Source organism: Arthrobacter sp. MOO21 (assembly GCF_057369995.2).
In genome coordinates, this window is sequence record NZ_CM170671.2 from 2,767,005 (window position 1) to 2,784,203 (window position 17,199).

Below are 17,199 nucleotides of genomic sequence, written 5' to 3' on the forward strand. Positions count from 1 at the left end.
GTCCCCTACTCGACGTTGAATGCGTTGCTGGTGTCCGATGCCAGCGTCCCGCTCGTCGCCGTGAGGGTGCAGCCGGTTGCTTTGCCCGCGATCTGCAGGTCGGGGAAGCTGGCCGCCCCTGAAACGGCCGGGACGGTGAGGGTGCTGGTGGTTTTAAGGGTGCACGTGGATTGGATCGTCACGGCCGCGGTGCTGTCAGTGGCGTTGCCAAAGGCATCGAGGATGTGCACCGTCACCGGAGGCGTGATGCTCACGTTTTTGAGGACGCTCGCCGGAACTGCGTCGAACTTCAGTTTCCCGGGCGCGGCGGCGGTGATGGAAGCCGTCACCGGAGCCGGACTGCTGAGGCCCGTCGCAGCCGCGGTGATGGTCGCCGTCCCTGCCTTGGTGTCCCCATAGAAGAACGACGCCGATGCGGCCCCCGCTGCGATGCTCACGCTGGTGACTTTCGCGCCGTTCGCGGAAGCCGAGAAGAATCCGGTGGCGCTCGAGGACGCCAGGCTGATGGCGGTGGTGCCTGCCGTGACCGGGTTGCCGTACGCGTCCTGGCGCTGCAGGGTCACCGGGCCCAGGAGGGCGGCCGACGACGCCGTGCCCGCAAGGGAAGAGCCGGCCGTGACAACCAGTTTGCTGGCTGCCGCAGGGGAAACCGAAAAGCTGGTGCTGACCGCACCCGAATAGCCGGCGCTTGAAGCGGCGAGGGTGTAGCCGGCTCCCGCCTTGTCGATGGACAGTCCGCTGAAGGTGGCTACCCCGTTGAGGTTCGTGGTGGCCGTGAGGGTACCGGAAAGGGTTCCGCCGGCGGGGTTGGTGCCGATGCCGATGGCCACCTGCACGCCGCCGGTCAGGAGTGGAACGCCGGCCGCTGTCTGCAGCTGCACCGTCAGCGTGCTGATCGCCGAGCCTGCTGTCACGCTGGCGGACGGCTGGGCAGTGAAGGCGAGTTTTGTCAGGGTGGAAACCGTGACCGCCCCGCTCGCGCCGCTGGCTGCCGTCCATGACCGGTACACGGCCGTGACCCGGTACTGGAAAGTGCCGTCCGGGACGGAGGCGTCCGAGCAGGACGTTCCCGTGACCAGGGACGAGGCGCTGGAACCGCAGGCGGCCGTGGTTGTGCCGCCGCTGGTCCGGGTGACGTAGTAGCCGGCGGGAACCACTGCGCCGGCCGATCCCGTCCAGCTCACCGCCACTGTTGAGCCGCTGCCCGCCGGCACCACGAGGTTGGTGGGCGGGAGCAGCGTGGCGACTGCCGCCGTCGCGCTTCCCTTCCCGTAAGCCGCCCAATACGCTGCCGCGGGTCCCGCTCCCAGGAGGACAGCGAGGAGGAGGACGACGGCGGCCGCGACGCCGGAGCGCGCGGCGCCTTTAAGGACCACCAGCTCCCGCCGAAGGCCCTGCTGGGCTTCGGGGGAGCTGGTGGCGGGCATGGGACCTTCCGTGTGTCGGCCTTGGGGGGGAGGCGAACTTCTTTACCATCGCGCCGGCAAGTTGGCGCTCTGGGTCAGGAACGTCAGTCCCTGCCCTGTTCAGTTGGCTGTGAAGTAGAGCGGGATGGTGGTGATTCCCTGGCAGGCGTCCTGGTTGGCGGTGCGGTTGATCATCTGCAGCGTGACGGTCTCGCTCAGGGTCTCCCCGGCGGCCAGGCTCTGGGCGGTGGATGCTGCAGGAGTGACGCTGAAGTCCGCGGCGGTGCAGCCCGGGACGGCAGTCCAGGCGCTGCCGTCGGCGTTGGCGACTGCCGCGTTGACGCTGGTGACCTGCTGTACGCCCGTGCCCTCGTTCTTGACCGTGAACTTGAACGTCTTGGCGGGGCCGCCGGGGGTGAGGGTGGCGTCCGTGACCACCTCGCTGGTAACGCTGAAGTTAGCGGCGGTACCCGACTTGGCGCTGTCGCTGCCGTGGCCGGATGCCGTCCAGTAAGCGAAAGCCGCGCCGCCGCCGACGACCACCAGGGCTGCGGTGGTGCCGATGATGCGCTTCTTGCGTCCTGCAATCTTGCTCATGTCGTTCCCCTAGAAACTCTATTGCGGTTATCCGCGAGACCTGATGAGCCTTGGCGGCTCCGATGGGAACACTCTGTCCGAGGCGGATCAAATTACACTGCCGTAATCACTCAAGGTTTTCTCAAAGTTGGATCTGCCGGCCTTGAGCCTTTTCTGCGAAGAAACCGCAGGTCAGATGCCTGATGACCCTCGAAAACGGATATGCGCGTGCAAACCGGTGGCGCGTCCGTACACTGGGGCACATGGCATGCCGAATCAGTGAACTGGTCCTCAACTGCTCCGATCCCGAAACGCTCGCGCGGTTCTGGTGCGACGTCCTCGGGTACGTCGAGCTCGACAGGGAGGACGGGGCCATCGAGATCGGCCCCGAGGCCGGCTTCGGCGGCCCGCAGCCCACCATCATCTTCAGCCCGAGCAACAACCCGCGGACGGGACGCCTCCCGCTGCACATCGATGTCAACCCCACCGACCGGGACCAGGACGCCGAGCTGGAACGGTTGCTTGCCCTCGGCGCCCGGCCTGCCGACGTCGGACAGACCGGCAACGAGTCATGGCACGTTTTGGAAGATCCCGAGGGCAACGAGTTCTGCCTGCTGCGGAAGCGGCTGGGACCGCTGCACTGACGCCGGTCCGCCGCACCCTCGGCCTTACGAAAGAACGCCCTGTCACCAAGGGTGATGGGGCGTGCGGTCTTTGGCTGGAGTAGGTGATAGCGCGTTCGGCTTTTGGCTCCGATACGTGATGGGGCGTTCGGGGTTGTACCTGGCGGCGCCTGCTTCAAGACGCCGCCAGGAGCTTGTTGGCCTCGGATCTCAGCGGGCCAACCGGGCCCGGCCTTCCGGCCTGGCACCTGCCACTATCCACGGCCAGCCTCAAGCTGGAGGTGGCAATTTCCTCAAGAATTGATCAAAATCGGGAGCCGGCACCGTTAACGCGGCGGGTCCCACCGGCGGGCGGCGAACGCGAAGAGTGACGTGGTGGCCACCGTGGCCAGGTACCCTGCGATGACGATCAGGGCGATGCCCGCCCAGAAGTAGTTGGTGGTGCTGCCTTCCTGCCATGGGCTGGGCGCGATCAGGATCAGCGAATAGGCGGCCACGGCAGCGGACGCCAGCCCGATGAGCACGGGTAGTGTCAGCCAGATTTTCGCCGAGCCGATGTGCCGGCCGAACCCTTCCCAGGCGTTCCAGGACCCGCGGCGCAGGATCAGCCAGCCCGCGGGAATCATGAAGGCCCCCACCAGCAGGAACGCGGCCACCACGTCGGCAGGCCGGTGCCACTGGTTGATCAGCGTGGACACGCCGGATGCGATGGCGAACGTCCCGCCGATGAACCCGGCCATCGGACGCCAGCGCGGGGACGCCATCAGGAACACCGCGGCTGCCGCCGACGCCGCCAAGGTGGTGTGCCCGGACGGCAGGGAATTCAGCTCCAGGGTCAGTACGCCCTTGTCCGGCCTGGCAGGCAGCACGTCCTTCAGCACCTGCGTGGCCACGTTCGCGCCGACGCAGGCAGCGACGGCGATCCCCGCCTCGGCCCAGTGCCGCCTGATCACCGTGACAAACAGGACCACGACGGCGGCCATGACCAGTGAGATGGTGGGCAGCAGGTCCAGGAATTGGGTGGCTGCCTTCCCGGCGGGCCCGTGGATCTCCACGGCCTCGGCCAGCGCGGACTCGTCGATGAACTGGCCGGTAGTGGTCTGCACGAAGAAGTAGTAGGTGGCCACCAGTCCGGCGATGCACGCCAGCGTGGACAGTACGAACAGGAACCCGGAGCCCGGGGCGGGGCGGGCTGGTGTCCGGATCTGTGCGCGGGAGGTGGAAGCCATTGTTTAAGGTTGGCACAAAAAGCTGGAAGGCCGCTCCAGCAAAGGGTGGAACGGCGGGTCAGGTGGCCGGGGCGGCCTCGGCCGGCGGCAGCCTGGGGATGCTCGCCGCGGCCACCAGCACCGCCAGCGCGCCCAGCCCGAACGGCAGGGCCGTGGCCGTGGCGATGGCGCCCACCAGGAGGGGACCGCCGGCGTCGCCCAGTTCCCGGCCCAGTTCGGCCGAGCCCATGGTCCGGCCCATCCGCTCCGGCGGCGTGGTGTCGGCCAGGTGCGCGAAGCCCAGCGGCGTGGCGACGCCAAGGCCCGTCCCAATCAGGGCCGCCGCAACGAAAATCGTGGCCACGCCGGGGGCGGCGGCAACAATACCCACGCCCGCGGCAACCAGCAGCAGGCCCGTCGTCGTGCCCTTCTTGTCACTGACCCCGCCCCTGTCCCGGAGCCTGCCGATCCATGGCTGGGTCAGCACCGAGCCCAGCGCCACTACGCTCACCGCGGCCGTGCCGGCGAGGGCGTCCAGGCCGTGGCGGGCGGCCAGTGCCGGGAGGAAGCCGACGGCGGCACCCAGCGCGGCCGTCGATGCGGCCAGCACCAGCGTGGGCACCAGGAAACGGCGCTCGCCCACCTGCCGGGCCAGGTCCATCACGGTGTAGCGCTTCCGCGGCAGGGGCTCCAGGTGCGGCACGGAGGCCAGCACCCACACCGCCGTCAGCGCCGCAAGGCCCGAGAGCGTGCCGAACAACAGCGGGAACCCGCCGGCCAGGATCAGCCCGGCGCCCAGCGGGGGACCGATGATGTAGCCAAGGCTCTTCCAGGACCCGTACCGGCCAAAGTAGGTGCCCGCCTTCCCGCCGCGGGCCATCCTTGCCACCATCGCGGACGACGCCGGGGAGAACGCCGACGCCGCAGCGCCCTGTCCCAGCCTGGCCAGGGCAAGGATGAACGGATCGGCCGCGCCGAGGCCGATCAGCGACAGGGCGGCGAAGGCCAGGAGGCCGCCGACGACGACCGGCTTGGCGCCAATGCGGTCGCTCAGGGCCCCGAAGACGGGTTTCAGGAACACCTCGGCGACGTCGTACAGGGCCAGCAGGATGCCCAGGTTCAGCAGGGTCAAGCCGATGTTGCCGCTCTGCGAACCCAGCCCCGCCGCGATGCTGTGGGCGCCGAAGGCGGTGACAAAGCCCGCTGCGTACAGCGGCGCCGTCGACGGGCGGGTGGCTTGGGTGCTGGAGGGCATGGTTGGGACTTTAGTACCTTCACAAAGTTGTGAAAACTTCAAAGACTTGGATGTATGACCACCGTTGTCCAGACCGTGAATCTACACAAGCATTTCGGCCGCGTCCACGCGCTGGACGGCCTGGACCTGGAGATCCAGGCCGGCGAAATCCACGGCTTCCTTGGCCCCAACGGTGCCGGCAAATCGACCACCCTGCGCATCCTGCTGGGCCTGGCGAAGGCAACCTCCGGATCCGCCACCGTGCTGGGCCTGGAACCCTGGACCCGGGCCGTGGACCTGCACCGGCGGCTCGCCTACGTTCCCGGCGACGTGCGGCTTTGGCCCAACCTGTCCGGCGGCGAGACCATCGACCTGCTCTCCCGGCTGCGCGGCGGCACGGCCGACGGTAATGCCTACCGCCGGCGCAAGGCCCGCCTCTGCGCAGCCTTCGATTTCGATCCGGGGAAGAAGGGGCGTGCCTACTCCAAGGGCAACCGCCAGAAGGTCGCCCTGATCGCTGCCCTGGCCACGGACGCCGAGCTCTACCTGCTGGACGAGCCCACCAGCGGCCTAGACCCGCTCATGGAGGCGGTCTTCCGGCGGGAGCTGCTTGCCGCCGTCGAACGCGGCGCCACCGTGCTGCTCTCCAGCCATATCCTGTCCGAGGTGGAGGTGCTCTGCCACCGCGTGAGCATCATCCGCGCCGGCAGGATCGTGGACGGCGGCACGCTGGACTCCCTGCGCCACCTCACCCGGACCGAGATCTCCTTCGCCGCGGACGGGTTGGACACGCAGGCACTGGCCCGGCTGGGCGCCGTCCATGACCTGGCGTTCGACGGCGGCCGGGTCAGGTTCAGCGCGGACTCGGACAGGGTGGCGGAGGTGCTTCCCGCCCTGGGTGCCCTGGCCGTGCAGGGGCTGACCATCAATCCGCCCTCCCTTGAGGAACTGTTCCTGCGGCACTACGGCGATACTTCGGCACATCCAGAGTCCCCGGCTGATATCAACAACGGCAGCGGCAACGGCAACGGCGACCACGGGCACGGTGGCGACCGGCATGGTGGGCGGCGGCACCTGCCCGGCATGAGGGGACGTGCCTGACGTGGGCGTGCTGCTGATCCTCTGGCGGCAACGCCTGCGGCGGGACCGCTGGCAACTGCCCTGCTGGATCCTGGTCATCGGGGCGTTCGCCCTGTTCGCAGCCTCGGCAGTCAGCTCAACCTACGGCACTGCCGCAAGCCGCACGGAAATCCTGCAGGTAGCCATCGCCACGCCCGCCATCCTGATGCTGCGCGGCCTTCCCCGCGGAGCGGACCAGGGCGCCTTCACGTTCTTCCTGATCTATGCTTTCCTTGCCCTGCTGGCCGGCTTGATGAGCACCTTCCTGGCGGTGCGCCATTCGCGGGCCGACGAGGAAACCGGCGGCGCAGAACTCGTGGCGGCCACTCCTGCCGGACGCCTGCTGCCCAACACCGCCACCGTCCTGCACGGCACCGCCGCCAACGTCCTGGCGGGACTCGCCGTCTTCGGGGGGTTTGCCGCCCAAGGCCTGGACCCGCAGGGTTCCCTTCTCGCCGGCGCCGCCACGGGCGCCGTCGGCCTCTGCTTCCTGGGCGTGGGGCTGCTGGTGGCCCAGTTCATGGGCACTTCGCGCGGCGCCAACGGTGTCTCCGCGGCCCTGGTTGTCCTTGCTTATGTGCTGCGCGGAATCGGGGATGCCACGGGGACGCCGCACTCCGACGGCACCACCATGACCGAAGGCGCGGCCAGCTGGTTCTCACCCATCGGCTGGGGACAGCAGACGTTCGCCTTTTCCGGCAACCGCGCCTGGCCGCTGCTGCTCCCGCTCGGATGGGGCGCTGCCTGCCTTACGGCCGCCTGGCTCATCCTGCGCGTCCGCGACACCGGCGACAGCGTCTGGGGTGACAGGCCGGCACGGACATCCGCGCGGGCAGGATTGAACAGCCCGGTCGCCCTGGCGTTGCGGCTGCAGTCCGGCTCGATCCTCGGCTGGGGGCTGGGCGGGCTGGCCCTGGGCCTGCTGGCGGGGTCGCTGGGAAAGGCGATTGCCGCCGTCGACACTCCCGGCAGCGGAATTACTGCGGCGCTGCGGGCCATGCTCCGGTCGCAGGGGATCTCCCTGACCCAGCTCATGGTCTCGGTGCTCTTCTCGATCGCCGGCGTCCTGGCCGCGGCCTGCGCACTCCAGGCCGTCATCAGGCTGCGGCAGGAGGAAGCCTCCGGCACCGCCGAACTCCTGCTGGCCGCCCCTGTGGGCCGGGTGCGGTGGCTGGCCGGCTACCTGGCCCTGGGTGCCCTGGCCGTGGTCCTGGTGCTTGGCCTGGCGGGGGTGGGCGCCTGGGCCACCCTCACCGGATCAGGTGATGAGTCCATGCCGGCCGACGCGCTCTGGCAGACCGTCCTGGCGCAGTTGCCGGCGGCGCTGCTCTACCTCGCCGTGCCCGCGCTGGTGTTTGTCCTGTGGCCCGCCGCGACCATCGCCGCCGGCTGGGTGCTGCTGGGGCTGGGCGTGTTCCTGGGGATCTTCGGCGGCATGCTGGGGATTGACCAGGGCCTGCGGGACCTGTCCCCGTTCACGCACACACCGGTCCCGCACGGGGACGCCACGGACTGGAGCGGTGCCTGGTGGATGCTGGCCATCGCCGGTGCTGTTGCCTGCCTCGCCGTGATCGTGATGCGGCGGCGGGAGGTGGGGACGGCATGAGTGATGTTGTATCGGCCGAGGCCGTGACTGCTGCTGCTGAAAGGGCCGCCGCCGGATTCGCCGCGGCCGGGTTTCCGAAGATGCCGGCCCGGGCGCTGCTGGCCCTCGTGGCCTCCGAGGACGGGAGCCTGACGGCGGCCGAACTGGGGGAGCGGCTGGGTGCCAGCGCCGCGGCGGTGTCCGGAGCCGTGCGGTACCTGCAGACGGTGGGGTTCGTCCACCGGGTTGCCCGGCCCGGCAGCCGCCGCGACCTCTACGCCCTGCACGACGACGAGTGGTACGTGGTGTCGATGCGCAACAGTCCCATCTACGAAAAACTGGCCGAGCTGACCGACGCCACCGCGGAAACCCTTCCCGCGGGGTCCGCCGCCCGGGCACGGGTTGCGGAAATGGCCCGGTTCTACCGCTTCCTCAACTCCCGGATGCCTGGGCTGCTGGATGATTGGGAAAATGAGCGGGAGGCGGAGCCGTGACCATCATTGACAATGCGGTGTACGTGAACGGCCTGCGCACCGAGGACCCGGAGGACCTTGACGAGACCTACTTCCTGCTGCGGCAGCGCGAGGGGATGGCCTGGATCGGGCTCTACCGCCCCGACGCGGAGGAACTCCAGTCGGTGGGGGAGGAATTCGACCTCAACCCGCTGGCCATCGAGGACGCACTCGCAGGGCATCAGCGCGCCAAGCTGGAACACTACGGCGAGTGCCTGTTCCTGGTGCTCCGGCCGGCCAGGTACCTGGATGACGTGGAGAAGGTGGACTTCGGCGAGATCCACGTCTTCGTGGGTGAGGAGTACGTGGTCACGGTCCGGCACGCTGAATCCCCGGACCTGGCCAAGGTCCGCCGCCGGATGGAATCCATGCCGGAGTTCCTGGCGCTGGGCCCCGATGCCGTGCTGTACGGCATCCTGGACCAAGTGGTGGACGAGTACGAGCCCGTGGCCGCCGGCCTGGAGAACGACATCGACGAGATCGAGGACGACCTGTTCGGTGCCGACCCGGACGTCTCCCGAAGGATCTACGAGCTTTCCCGCCAGGTCATCACGTTCCAGCGCGCCACCAGCCCGCTGGTGGGGATCCTGCAGGCGCTGATGTCCGGAACTCCGGACCGCGAGCAGGCCACCGAGCTGCGTGACCACTACCGCGATGTCCTGGACCACGTGATCCGGCTGAACGAGCGCGTGGCATCCTTCCGCGCCCTGCTGCAGAATGCCCTGGCCGTGAATGCGGCCCTGGTGGCGCAGCGCCAGAACGAAGAGATGCAGCGGATGACCCAGTCCAGCTTTGAGCAGAACGAGCAGGTCAAGCGCATCTCCTCCTGGGCCGCCATCCTGTTCGCGCCCACGCTCGTGGCATCCATCTACGGCATGAATTTCGCCAACATGCCCGAACTGGGCTGGGCGGAGGGCTACCCCTTCGCCCTGGGGCTGATGCTGGCGATGGGCCTGGTCCTGTACCTCGCGTTCAAGCACAACAAGTGGATCTGACCCGGCTTCCGTTTGCGCCGCGCCGGGCTTTGTGGCCTGCGATGGGCTGCAGAGACTAAGGCTGGTTGGCAGTCGGCGGCCCCGCGGAACTCCGGCGTACAGTAAACGGCATGCCGCACCTCCCGACTGACCGTTCCGTGCCCGCTGTCCTGCCGGAGGGAATACCGGCCCTGGGCGAACTCCTGGCAGGGGCCTGCGTTCTCAGCCTGCCCATGCGGGTGAAGTTCCGCGGCATCATGGAGCGCGAAACCCTGCTGCTGCGCGGCCCCCACGGGTGGGGTGAGTTCTGCCCCTTCCCCGAATACGGCGACGCCGAGGCGTCCCGCTGGCTGGCCGCGGCCATCGAGGCGGGCTGGCACGGGTTTCCGGCTCCTGTCCGTTCCTCCGTGCCCGTCAATGCCACGGTACCGGCCGTCCCCGCCGACCGGGTGCCGGACGTGCTGTCCCGGTTCGGCCGGGTGGACGCGGTAAAGGTGAAGGTGGCTGAACGCGGGCAGTCATTGGACGACGACATCGCCCGGCTTCACGCCGTCCGCGCCGCGTTGCCAGAGGCCGCCGTCCGGGTGGACGCCAATGGCGGCTGGGACGTGCCCGCCGCCGTGGAGGCACTCACCAGGCTGGCTCCTGTTGGGCTGGAATACGCCGAGCAGCCCGTGCCCTCCATCGAAGGCCTCGCCGAAGTCCGTGCCCGGCTCCGCGACGCCGGAACGCCGGTGCTGATCGCCGCCGACGAGAGCGTCCGCAAGGAATCCGACCCCCTCCGCGTGGCCCGTGCCGGCGCGGCCGACCTCTTGGTGGTCAAGGTGGCGCCGCTCGGGGGAGTGCGGCGCGCCCTGGACATCGTGGCACAGGCCGGGCTTCCCGCCGTCGTCAGCTCCGCCCTGGACACCTCCGTGGGCATCCGCGCCGGCCTGGCGCTCGCGGCGGCCCTGCCGGACCTGCCCTACGCATGCGGGCTGGGCACGGTGTCCCTGTTCGCATCGGACGTCACGCTGGATCCGCTGGTGGCCGACGACGGCGCCATCCGCCTGCGGGACGCCGTCCCCGACGCCGGGCTGCTGGAGCGGTTTGCGGCTCCCGCTGAACGCCGGGAATGGTGGCTGGACCGGCTCCGCCGCGTCCACGCCCTCCTCACCCCATCGGTTGCTGGGTAACTGCCGTTTTCCGGCTCCAAAAGGGCAGTTGCTCAGCAGCCGATGAGCCGGGCGGGGGCGTTCCTGCAGGTCACGGGCGGTTCACCCTGAGTTCATCCAATCGATGCGTTTGCGTAGGAAGCGGCTGGAAGGGTGGGCGGCATCCCCAGAGAGATTCCTTGGAAGGTTCCCATGTCTGAAACAGCCCGCAAGTTCACCCTGCTGCCCATGCTCGGCCACACCAAGGGCAAGCGCAGCCCCGTCACCTGCGCGCTCAAGTGCGACAACGCCTGCGCCGGGGAGGTCTGCAACACCAGCTCCAACGGATACTTCCGCGACATTGCCTCCGCCGCCATGTCGCGCCGCGCCGCCCTGGGCCTGGGCGCCGCCGGTGCGCTCGCCGTCGTCCTCGGCTCCGCCGTGACCTCCAACGAACCCGCCTCCGCCGCCGGGCTGTCCAAGGCCGCCACGGAGGGTTTCGGGAAGTCCAAGCTGGAGTTCACCGCCATCAAGCCGGTGGACAAGGCCGTTGACGCCTTCACGGTGCCCGAAGGCTTCTCCTGGCAGCCCATCATCCGCTGGGGCGACCCGCTGTTCAACGACTCCCCGGATTTCGACCTGAACAACCAGACCGCCGCCGCGCAGGCCCGGCAGTTCGGCTACAACAACGACTACACAGACATCCTGGAGATCCCCGGCAGCAAGGGCCGCCGCGCCGTCCTGTTCACCAACCACGAGTACACCAACGAAAGCATCATGGTCCCTGCCGGCTACGACGCCGCGGAGACCCGTGCCATCGGCCGCGCCGCCCATGGCCTGGCCGTCGTGGAGCTGGAGCGCAAGAACACCACCAAGCCCTGGAGCTACGTGAAGGGTGCGCCGCTGAACCGCCGCTACCTCTCCGACACCACCTACGAATTGACGGGCCCCGTTGCCGGCTCCGCGCTGGTCAAGACCGCGGCCGACCCCTCCGGCCGCGCCATCAAGGGCACGTTCGGCAACTGCTCCGGCGGCACCACCCCCTGGGGCACCATCCTCTCCGGCGAGGAAAACTTCAATGGCTACTTCGTGGCAGCCGGCACCTCCGCCGGCGACAAGCGCTACGGCCTCACCGCCAAGCCCACCGCCCGCCAGTGGGAACTGGACGACCCCCGCTTCGACACCCGCAACCCCGGCTACGAGAACGAGAGCAACCGCTTCGGCTGGATCGTGGAAGTCGACCCCTTCGACCCCACCTCCACCCCCAAGAAGCGCTCCGCCATGGGCCGGTTCAAGCACGAGGGCGCCAACGTGATCGTAGCCGAGTCCGGGCACGTGGTGGCGTACATGGGCGACGACGAGAAGTTCGACTACCTCTACAAGTTCGTCTCGGCGGAGAAGTACCGTGAGGGCGACCGCAGGCACAACATGAACCTGCTGTCCGAGGGCGACCTGTACGTTGCCAAGTTCACCGGCAACTCGCCCGCCGCAGAGATCACCGGCACGGGGGCCCTTCCCTCCGATGGCGCGTTCGACGGCACGGGTGAATGGCTGCCCCTGGTAGTTGGCGGAAAGTCGGCTGTCCCGGGCATGTCCGTCGAAGAGGTCCTGGTGTACACCCGCCTGGCCGCCGACAAGGTGGGCCCCACCAAGATGGACCGCTGCGAGGACGTCCAGCCCAGCCTGCACACCGGCAAGGTCTACGTGGTCTGCACCAACAACTCTGACCGCGGCAAGGTTGGCAAGGAAAGCGCCACCGAGGTCAACCCGCGCACCCAGAACCGCGACGGCCACATCGTGGAGATCACCGAAACCGGCGACCAGACCTCCACGAAGTTCAACTGGACCCTCCTGATGGTCTGCGGCGATCCGGCCCAGGGAGACGTCACTTACTTCTCCGGCTACCCGGTGGACAAGGTTTCGCCCATCTCCTGCCCGGACAACGTCGCCTTCGACTCCGTGGGCAACCTGTGGATCTCCACCGACGGCGCCCCCTCCGGCATCGGCTACAACGACGGCCTCTTCAAGGTCACGCTGGACGGCGCCGAACGCGGCAAGGTGGAGCAGTTCCTCTCCGTTCCCCGCGATGCCGAGACCTGCGGCCCGGTCATCCACGACGACGAGCGCACGGTGTTCGTTTCCGTGCAGCACCCGGGCGAGGACGGCACCTTCGAGGCACCCAACTCCTACTTCCCGGACTACGTCCCGGCAGGTACGGCGCCGGCCCCCGGCCAGGTGCGCGCGCCCCGTCCCTCAGTGGTCCAGGTGTTCCGCGGCTAGTCCCCCCGTTGCTCTATCACTTTTGGTCCCCAAAACCCCGGTTTAGGGACCAAAAGTGATAGAGCAAGCGGGAACTACGGCGGGCGTTGGAGGGTGGCAGACTGGATGAGTGACTTCGTTGAACGAGCCCGCCCCCGACGCCACCCCATCCGCCTCCGCAGAAGCCCGGCATCCCGGTGACGCATCCAGGCTGGACACCCCTGAGCTGAGCGCGCTCGCCGCGGCGCGGATCGCCGTCGACGTCCTGCTCGACGGCGGCGTGCGGCACGTGGTGGTGTCGCCGGGTTCGCGGTCGGCCCCCATGGCGTACGCGTTGGCCGAGGCTTCGGCGGCGGGCCGGGTGGACCTGCTGGTCCGGATCGACGAACGCTCCGCCGGGTTCACGGCCCTGGGCCTGGCCCTTGCCACCGGCTCGCCCGCCGCCGTCCTCACCACGTCCGGGACCGCCGTCGGGAACCTGATGCCCGCTGTCATGGAGGCCAACCATGCCGCCGTCCCGCTGATCGTGCTCTCCGCCGACCGGCCGGACGAATTGCGGGGGACAGGGGCCAACCAAACCACCATGCAGCCTGACCTGTTCGGCGAACAGGTCCGTTTCGCGGCCGACGTTCCGGCCGGAAGCAACCCGGAGCGCGCAATCCAAACCGGCCTCTCTGCCGCCACCGGCGCGTTCCCGCAGCTGGCGCCGGGGCCTGTGCAGCTGAACCTTGCGTTCCGCGATCCGCTGGTTCCATCGCCCGGGGAAAGCCTGCCCGAGGCGGTGGAGCGGCAGCGCTACCGGGTGGGCACCGAGCCGCTGGTCATGAACCTGCCGCCGGCGCCGGACACCCTGCCGGAGCGGCGCACGGTGGTGCTGGCAGGGCACGACGCCGGCCCGGTCGCCGAGGCGTTCGCGCGAGCCCACAACCTGCCGCTGCTCGCCGAACCGTCCTCCAACTCGCGGTTTGGCCCCAACGCTGTGGGCCCGTACCGGCTGCTCCTGGAACATTTCGGCGCCGGTTCTGCGCAACCAATCGAACGCGTGGTGCTGTTCGGCCGGCCCACGCTGTCCCGCCCGGTGGCCGCACTCCTGGCCCGCGCCGACGTTGAATCAGCCCTGTACCAGCCAGTGCCCGTGGCCTGGTACGAGCCCGGGCGGCGCACGGAATTGCCGCTGGAAAACCTCGCAGACCTCGCTGATTTCGCCGGCCGCGGGGCTGCCTCCTGGCTGGACACCTGGCTCCTGGCAGGCTCCGCGGCCCAGCATGCACTGGACCAGGTGCTGTCCGCGACGGCTGCCGCCACCGGCCCGTCCGTGGCGTCGCTGGTGTGGAAGACCGCGCGCGGCCAGCTGCTGCTCGGATCTTCCAACGGCATCCGCGATGTGGACCTCGCCGGGCTGCCCGCGCCGGAACCCGCCGCCACCGTCTACGCCAACCGCGGCCTGGCCGGGATCGACGGCACCATCTCCACCGCCACCGGAATCGCGCTGGGCGGCAGGCAGGAAACCACAGTGCTGCTGGGCGACGTCACCTTCCTGCACGACGCCGGCGGCCTCCTCCTGGGCGCGGGGGAGGAGCAGCCGGACCTGCGGATTGTCGTCCTGAACGATTCCGGCGGCGCCATCTTCGGGCTGCTCGAACACGGTGGCGTCGAGGAGTCCGGCCGCTACGGCGACGCCGTCGAACGCCTCTTCGGCACCCCGCACTCGGTGGACATCGCGGCACTCGCCAAGGCGTACGGCGTCGGGCATTCCCTGGTCAGTACGACGGCGGGACTCGCCGAAGCGCTCCACCAGCCTGTGCAGGGGCGCAGCATTGTGGAGGTCCGCACGGACCGCCATTCGCTGCGGCAGCTCCACGCCAGGATTAAGGAAGCGGTGGCCGCTGCCGTCGACGGCGTGCTGGCCGGGCAGTGACGACGCGGGAATTCCCCCGCGATGCGAAAATTCCCTGGCGCTGCCCAAATAACGGGAGCGCCAGGGAATTTGTGCAGCGAAAAGCGGAGGCCTATTCCTCGATCTCGATGTGCGTCGGGTCCAGGACGCGTCGCAGGAACTCCTTGGTGCGGGGCTGGGTGGGGGCGCCGATGACCTGCTCGGCCACGCCTTCTTCCACCACCACCCCGCCGTCCATGAAGACCACGCGGTCGGCAACCTCGCGGGCAAAGCCCATTTCGTGGGTGACCACCAGCATGGTCATGCCTTCCTGGGCCAGGTTGCGCATGACCGACAGGACATCGCCCACCGTCTCCGGGTCCAGCGCGGACGTGGGCTCGTCAAAGAGCATCAGCTCGGGGTCCATGCTCAACGCCCGGGCGATTGCCACGCGCTGCTGCTGGCCGCCCGAGAGCTGGTCCGGGAACCGGTCGGCAAGGTGGCCCAGCCCCACACGCTCAAGGTTGTGCATGGCCACCTTGTCCGCTTCAGCCTGGGAGCGCTTGAGCACTTTGGTCTGGGCAACCGTGCAGTTGCGCATGGCGTTCAGGTGGGGGAACAGGTTGAACTGCTGGAACACCATGCCCACCTTGCGGCGCATCTTGTCGATGTCCACGTCGGGGTCGGTGGCTTCGAAACCGCCCACGTGGATGCTGCCCTCGTTGGGCTGCTCCAGAAGGTTGACGCAGCGCAGCAGGGTGGACTTTCCGGAGCCGGAAGGCCCGATCAGGCACACCACTTCACCGGGTACAACGTTGAGGTTGATGCCCTTCAGGACCTCGTTGGATCCATAGGACTTTCGCAGGTCCTTGATGGCCACACCCGCGGCGTGCACGGTGGCGGTGCTGCCTGCGGCGGATTTTACGACGTCGTTCATTGTCTTGGCTGCCTATCGCTTGGTCCGCGCAGAGCGGCTTTCGAACTTCCGGGCCAGGAGGCTCAGGGGGATGGTGATCACCAGGTAGAACGCACCCGCGACCAGCAGCGGGGTGAGGCCTGCGCCGAGGCTGGAGATGCCGTCACGGCCGAACTTGGTGAGCTCGTACTGGGACGCGGTCAGGCCCAGGACGTAAATCAGCGAGGAGTCCTTTGTGAGCAGGATGACCTCGTTGGTCAGCGGCGGGAGGACGATCTTGAAGGCCTGCGGGATCACGATGGTGACCATTGAGCGCCAGTGCGGCATCCCAAGGGAACGGGCTGCCTCGAACTGGCCCCGGGGCACCGCCTGGAGGCCGGCACGGAGCGTTTCAGCGATGTAGGCCGATGCAACCATGCCCAGCGAGATCATGACCACGATGGTCACGTTCCACTGCACGCCGAACGCCAGCGGGACGCCATATCCAAAGGCAATGAAGACCAGCAGCGCCGGAACGCCGCGGAAGAACTCGATGTAGCCGGTGGCGATCCAGCGGTAGAGAGGAAAGCTGGACAGCTTCATGAGTGCCAGCAGCAGGCCGCCGGAGAGGCCGACGATAAAGCCAAGGAAGGTGTAGACCAGGGTGTTCTTGAGGCCGGACAGGAAGATCTCCGGGAACATCGGACCGATCTTGCCGAAGTTGAAGACACTGTTGCCGATGGTCTTCCAGTCAACCGCCAGGGCGATGGCGGCCGCGGCCACAATAAAGATCCCGGCCTGGACATAGAGGCTTACCCTTGCCCGTTGGCGTGCGGTCATTGCCATAAAAAGCTCACATTTCGTTGTTGCGTGGCTGGGGCCCCGGACGGACTGGATACAGCCGGCTCCGGGGCCCCAGCAGCGTTGTTTGCCGGGAGGACTACTTGGCGGACTGCCCGAACCAGGTGGTCTTGAACTTGTCCAGCGAGCCGTCGTCGGTCAGGCGCTTCAGCGTTCCGTTGACCTTGTCCAGCATGGCGGTGTTGCCCTTCTTGACGGCGATGCCGAGCTTCTCGCCCGTGGCAAAGTCCGCGACGCTCTTGAACTTCGACTCGTCCTTGATGGCATACCCCAGGACCGACTGGTTGCCCAGCGCGGCATCAATGGTGCCGGCCTTGAGGGCCTGGACCAGGAGGCCGGTGTCCTCGAACTGCTGTGCCTCAATGCCCTTTTCCTTGGCGTAGTCGGCACCAGTGGTGGCCTGCTGGACGCCAACCTTCTTGCCCTTGGCATCGTCGAGGCCCTTGATGCCCGAGTCCGCGCTGGCTACCAGGGTCAGGTCATCGTCCAGGTAAGGGGTTGAGAAGTCCATGACCGACTTGCGGGTGTCAGTGATCGAGATCGACGAGATAGAGACGTCGCACTGGGTCAGGGCGGTGCCGGTCTCGATGGCCTCGAATGAGCTGTCCACGGTGTTGAGTTCAACTCCGAGGTCCTTGGCCAGTTCGGTGGCAATGTCGATGTCGAACCCGACGGTCTTGCCGTCCTTCTGGAATTCGAACGGCTCGTACGGGATGTCGGAGCAGACGGTGAGCTTGCCGGTGTTGATCAGCTGCACGCCTCCCTGGGAGGCTGACGGGGTGGAGCTGCTGCCGCCGCCGCATGCCGTAAGGGTGAGGGCGCCGGCGGCGAGGATTGCTGCTGCCTTGGCGGACATTTTGGCCGTGGCCAGGGACTTGAGCTGCATATTTCTTACCTTTTGTTGCAGGGGGTATGCGGGACTAAACCGGTTCATAGTG

General features: G+C 68.2%; 15 protein-coding genes. 8 read left to right on the forward strand and 7 right to left on the reverse strand.

Annotation, left to right across the window (positions count from 1 at the left end):
* Window positions 1–5: 5 nt before the first annotated feature.
* On the reverse strand, window positions 6–1,427 hold the full coding sequence (locus AC2JAJ_RS12845; protein WP_501053152.1) for a hypothetical protein: 1,422 nt from the start codon (window positions 1,425–1,427) through the stop codon (window positions 6–8).
* Window positions 1,428–1,526: 99 nt separating this feature from the next.
* The gene (locus tag AC2JAJ_RS12850) at window positions 1,527–2,003 is read right to left on the reverse strand and encodes a hypothetical protein (RefSeq protein WP_486415566.1); all 477 of its coding nucleotides are present in this window, start codon (window positions 2,001–2,003) and stop codon (window positions 1,527–1,529) included.
* Between the two features lie 242 nt (window positions 2,004–2,245).
* Between AC2JAJ_RS12850 and AC2JAJ_RS12855 the strand changes: the two genes are divergently transcribed.
* On the forward strand, window positions 2,246–2,626 hold the full coding sequence (locus tag AC2JAJ_RS12855) for a VOC family protein (protein ID WP_486415565.1): 381 nt from the start codon (window positions 2,246–2,248) through the stop codon (window positions 2,624–2,626).
* Between the two features lie 305 nt (window positions 2,627–2,931).
* Here AC2JAJ_RS12855 and AC2JAJ_RS12860 read toward each other — a convergent pair whose 3' ends face one another.
* Together AC2JAJ_RS12860 and AC2JAJ_RS12865 are read right to left on the reverse strand one after the other, a co-directional pair.
* A complete protein-coding gene (locus AC2JAJ_RS12860; protein ID WP_486415564.1) occupies window positions 2,932–3,834 on the reverse strand; it encodes a phosphatase PAP2 family protein in 903 nt (300 codons plus the stop codon).
* A gap of 58 nt (window positions 3,835–3,892) precedes the next feature.
* Entirely contained in the window at window positions 3,893–5,068 is a 1,176-nt protein-coding gene (locus AC2JAJ_RS12865) for an MFS transporter (protein ID WP_486415563.1), read from the reverse strand.
* 54 nt (window positions 5,069–5,122) lie between these two features.
* Between AC2JAJ_RS12865 and AC2JAJ_RS12870 the strand changes: the two genes are divergently transcribed.
* The 7 genes from AC2JAJ_RS12870 (at window position 5,123) to menD (ending at window position 14,547) form a co-directional block, all read left to right on the forward strand.
* Window positions 5,123–6,148 carry an ABC transporter ATP-binding protein gene (locus AC2JAJ_RS12870; protein WP_473696571.1) on the forward strand — a complete coding sequence of 342 codons (1,026 nt, stop codon included), beginning with the start codon at window positions 5,123–5,125 and terminating at the stop codon, window positions 6,146–6,148.
* On the forward strand, window positions 6,141–7,772 hold the full coding sequence (locus tag AC2JAJ_RS12875; protein WP_486415562.1) for an ABC transporter permease: 1,632 nt from the start codon (window positions 6,141–6,143) through the stop codon (window positions 7,770–7,772). The genes AC2JAJ_RS12870 and AC2JAJ_RS12875 overlap by 8 nt, the downstream gene beginning before the upstream one ends.
* Entirely contained in the window at window positions 7,769–8,245 is a 477-nt protein-coding gene (locus tag AC2JAJ_RS12880; protein WP_486415561.1) for a GbsR/MarR family transcriptional regulator, read from the forward strand. The genes AC2JAJ_RS12875 and AC2JAJ_RS12880 overlap by 4 nt, the downstream gene beginning before the upstream one ends.
* On the forward strand, window positions 8,242–9,258 hold the full coding sequence (locus AC2JAJ_RS12885) for a magnesium and cobalt transport protein CorA (protein ID WP_486415560.1): 1,017 nt from the start codon (window positions 8,242–8,244) through the stop codon (window positions 9,256–9,258). Before AC2JAJ_RS12880 ends, AC2JAJ_RS12885 begins: the two co-directional genes overlap by 4 nt.
* A 110-nt stretch (window positions 9,259–9,368) precedes the next feature.
* A complete protein-coding gene (locus tag AC2JAJ_RS12890; RefSeq protein WP_486415559.1) occupies window positions 9,369–10,412 on the forward strand; it encodes an o-succinylbenzoate synthase in 1,044 nt (347 codons plus the stop codon).
* Window positions 10,413–10,583: 171 nt separating this feature from the next.
* Window positions 10,584–12,650 (forward strand): PhoX family protein, encoded by a 2,067-nt coding sequence (locus tag AC2JAJ_RS12895; protein ID WP_486415558.1) that lies wholly within the window; start codon window positions 10,584–10,586, stop codon window positions 12,648–12,650.
* A gap of 109 nt (window positions 12,651–12,759) precedes the next feature.
* Window positions 12,760–14,547, forward strand: a complete 1,788-nt coding sequence (gene menD, locus AC2JAJ_RS12900; RefSeq protein WP_486415557.1) for a 2-succinyl-5-enolpyruvyl-6-hydroxy-3-cyclohexene-1-carboxylic-acid synthase — start codon at window positions 12,760–12,762, stop codon at window positions 14,545–14,547.
* A gap of 91 nt (window positions 14,548–14,638) precedes the next feature.
* Here the strand turns inward: menD and AC2JAJ_RS12905 are convergent, their stop codons facing one another.
* The 3 genes from AC2JAJ_RS12905 to AC2JAJ_RS12915 all read right to left on the reverse strand — a co-directional run bounded on the left by AC2JAJ_RS12905 (window position 14,639) and on the right by AC2JAJ_RS12915 (window position 17,147).
* Complete coding sequence (locus tag AC2JAJ_RS12905) at window positions 14,639–15,442, reverse strand: amino acid ABC transporter ATP-binding protein (protein ID WP_486415556.1); 804 nt, start codon at window positions 15,440–15,442, stop codon at window positions 14,639–14,641.
* A gap of 12 nt (window positions 15,443–15,454) precedes the next feature.
* Window positions 15,455–16,246 carry an ABC transporter permease subunit gene (locus AC2JAJ_RS12910; protein ID WP_501053153.1) on the reverse strand — a complete coding sequence of 264 codons (792 nt, stop codon included), beginning with the start codon at window positions 16,244–16,246 and terminating at the stop codon, window positions 15,455–15,457.
* A 94-nt stretch (window positions 16,247–16,340) separates the two neighbouring features.
* Window positions 16,341–17,147, reverse strand: a complete 807-nt coding sequence (locus AC2JAJ_RS12915) for an ABC transporter substrate-binding protein (RefSeq protein ID WP_486415555.1) — start codon at window positions 17,145–17,147, stop codon at window positions 16,341–16,343.
* Window positions 17,148–17,199: the final 52 nt, after the last annotated feature.

What these genes read in the sequence shown, in the direction of transcription:
- AC2JAJ_RS12895 (WP_486415558.1), top strand. Translation starts at nt 10,584, where the DNA reads ATGTCTGAAACAGCCCGCAAGTTCACCCTGCTGCCCATGCTCGGCCAC.
- AC2JAJ_RS12865 (WP_486415563.1), bottom strand. Translation starts at nt 5,068, where the DNA reads ATGCCCTCCAGCACCCAAGCCACCCGCCCGTCGACGGCGCCGCTGTAC.
- AC2JAJ_RS12860 (WP_486415564.1), bottom strand. Translation starts at nt 3,834, where the DNA reads ATGGCTTCCACCTCCCGCGCACAGATCCGGACACCAGCCCGCCCCGCC.
- AC2JAJ_RS12855 (WP_486415565.1), top strand. Translation starts at nt 2,246, where the DNA reads ATGGCATGCCGAATCAGTGAACTGGTCCTCAACTGCTCCGATCCCGAA.
- AC2JAJ_RS12905 (WP_486415556.1), bottom strand. Translation starts at nt 15,442, where the DNA reads ATGAACGACGTCGTAAAATCCGCCGCAGGCAGCACCGCCACCGTGCAC.
- AC2JAJ_RS12915 (WP_486415555.1), bottom strand. Translation starts at nt 17,147, where the DNA reads ATGCAGCTCAAGTCCCTGGCCACGGCCAAAATGTCCGCCAAGGCAGCA.
- AC2JAJ_RS12850 (WP_486415566.1), bottom strand. Translation starts at nt 2,003, where the DNA reads ATGAGCAAGATTGCAGGACGCAAGAAGCGCATCATCGGCACCACCGCA.
- AC2JAJ_RS12845 (WP_501053152.1), bottom strand. Translation starts at nt 1,427, where the DNA reads ATGCCCGCCACCAGCTCCCCCGAAGCCCAGCAGGGCCTTCGGCGGGAG.
- AC2JAJ_RS12910 (WP_501053153.1), bottom strand. Translation starts at nt 16,246, where the DNA reads ATGGCAATGACCGCACGCCAACGGGCAAGGGTAAGCCTCTATGTCCAG.
- AC2JAJ_RS12870 (WP_473696571.1), top strand. Translation starts at nt 5,123, where the DNA reads ATGACCACCGTTGTCCAGACCGTGAATCTACACAAGCATTTCGGCCGC.
- AC2JAJ_RS12890 (WP_486415559.1), top strand. Translation starts at nt 9,369, where the DNA reads ATGCCGCACCTCCCGACTGACCGTTCCGTGCCCGCTGTCCTGCCGGAG.
- AC2JAJ_RS12880 (WP_486415561.1), top strand. Translation starts at nt 7,769, where the DNA reads ATGAGTGATGTTGTATCGGCCGAGGCCGTGACTGCTGCTGCTGAAAGG.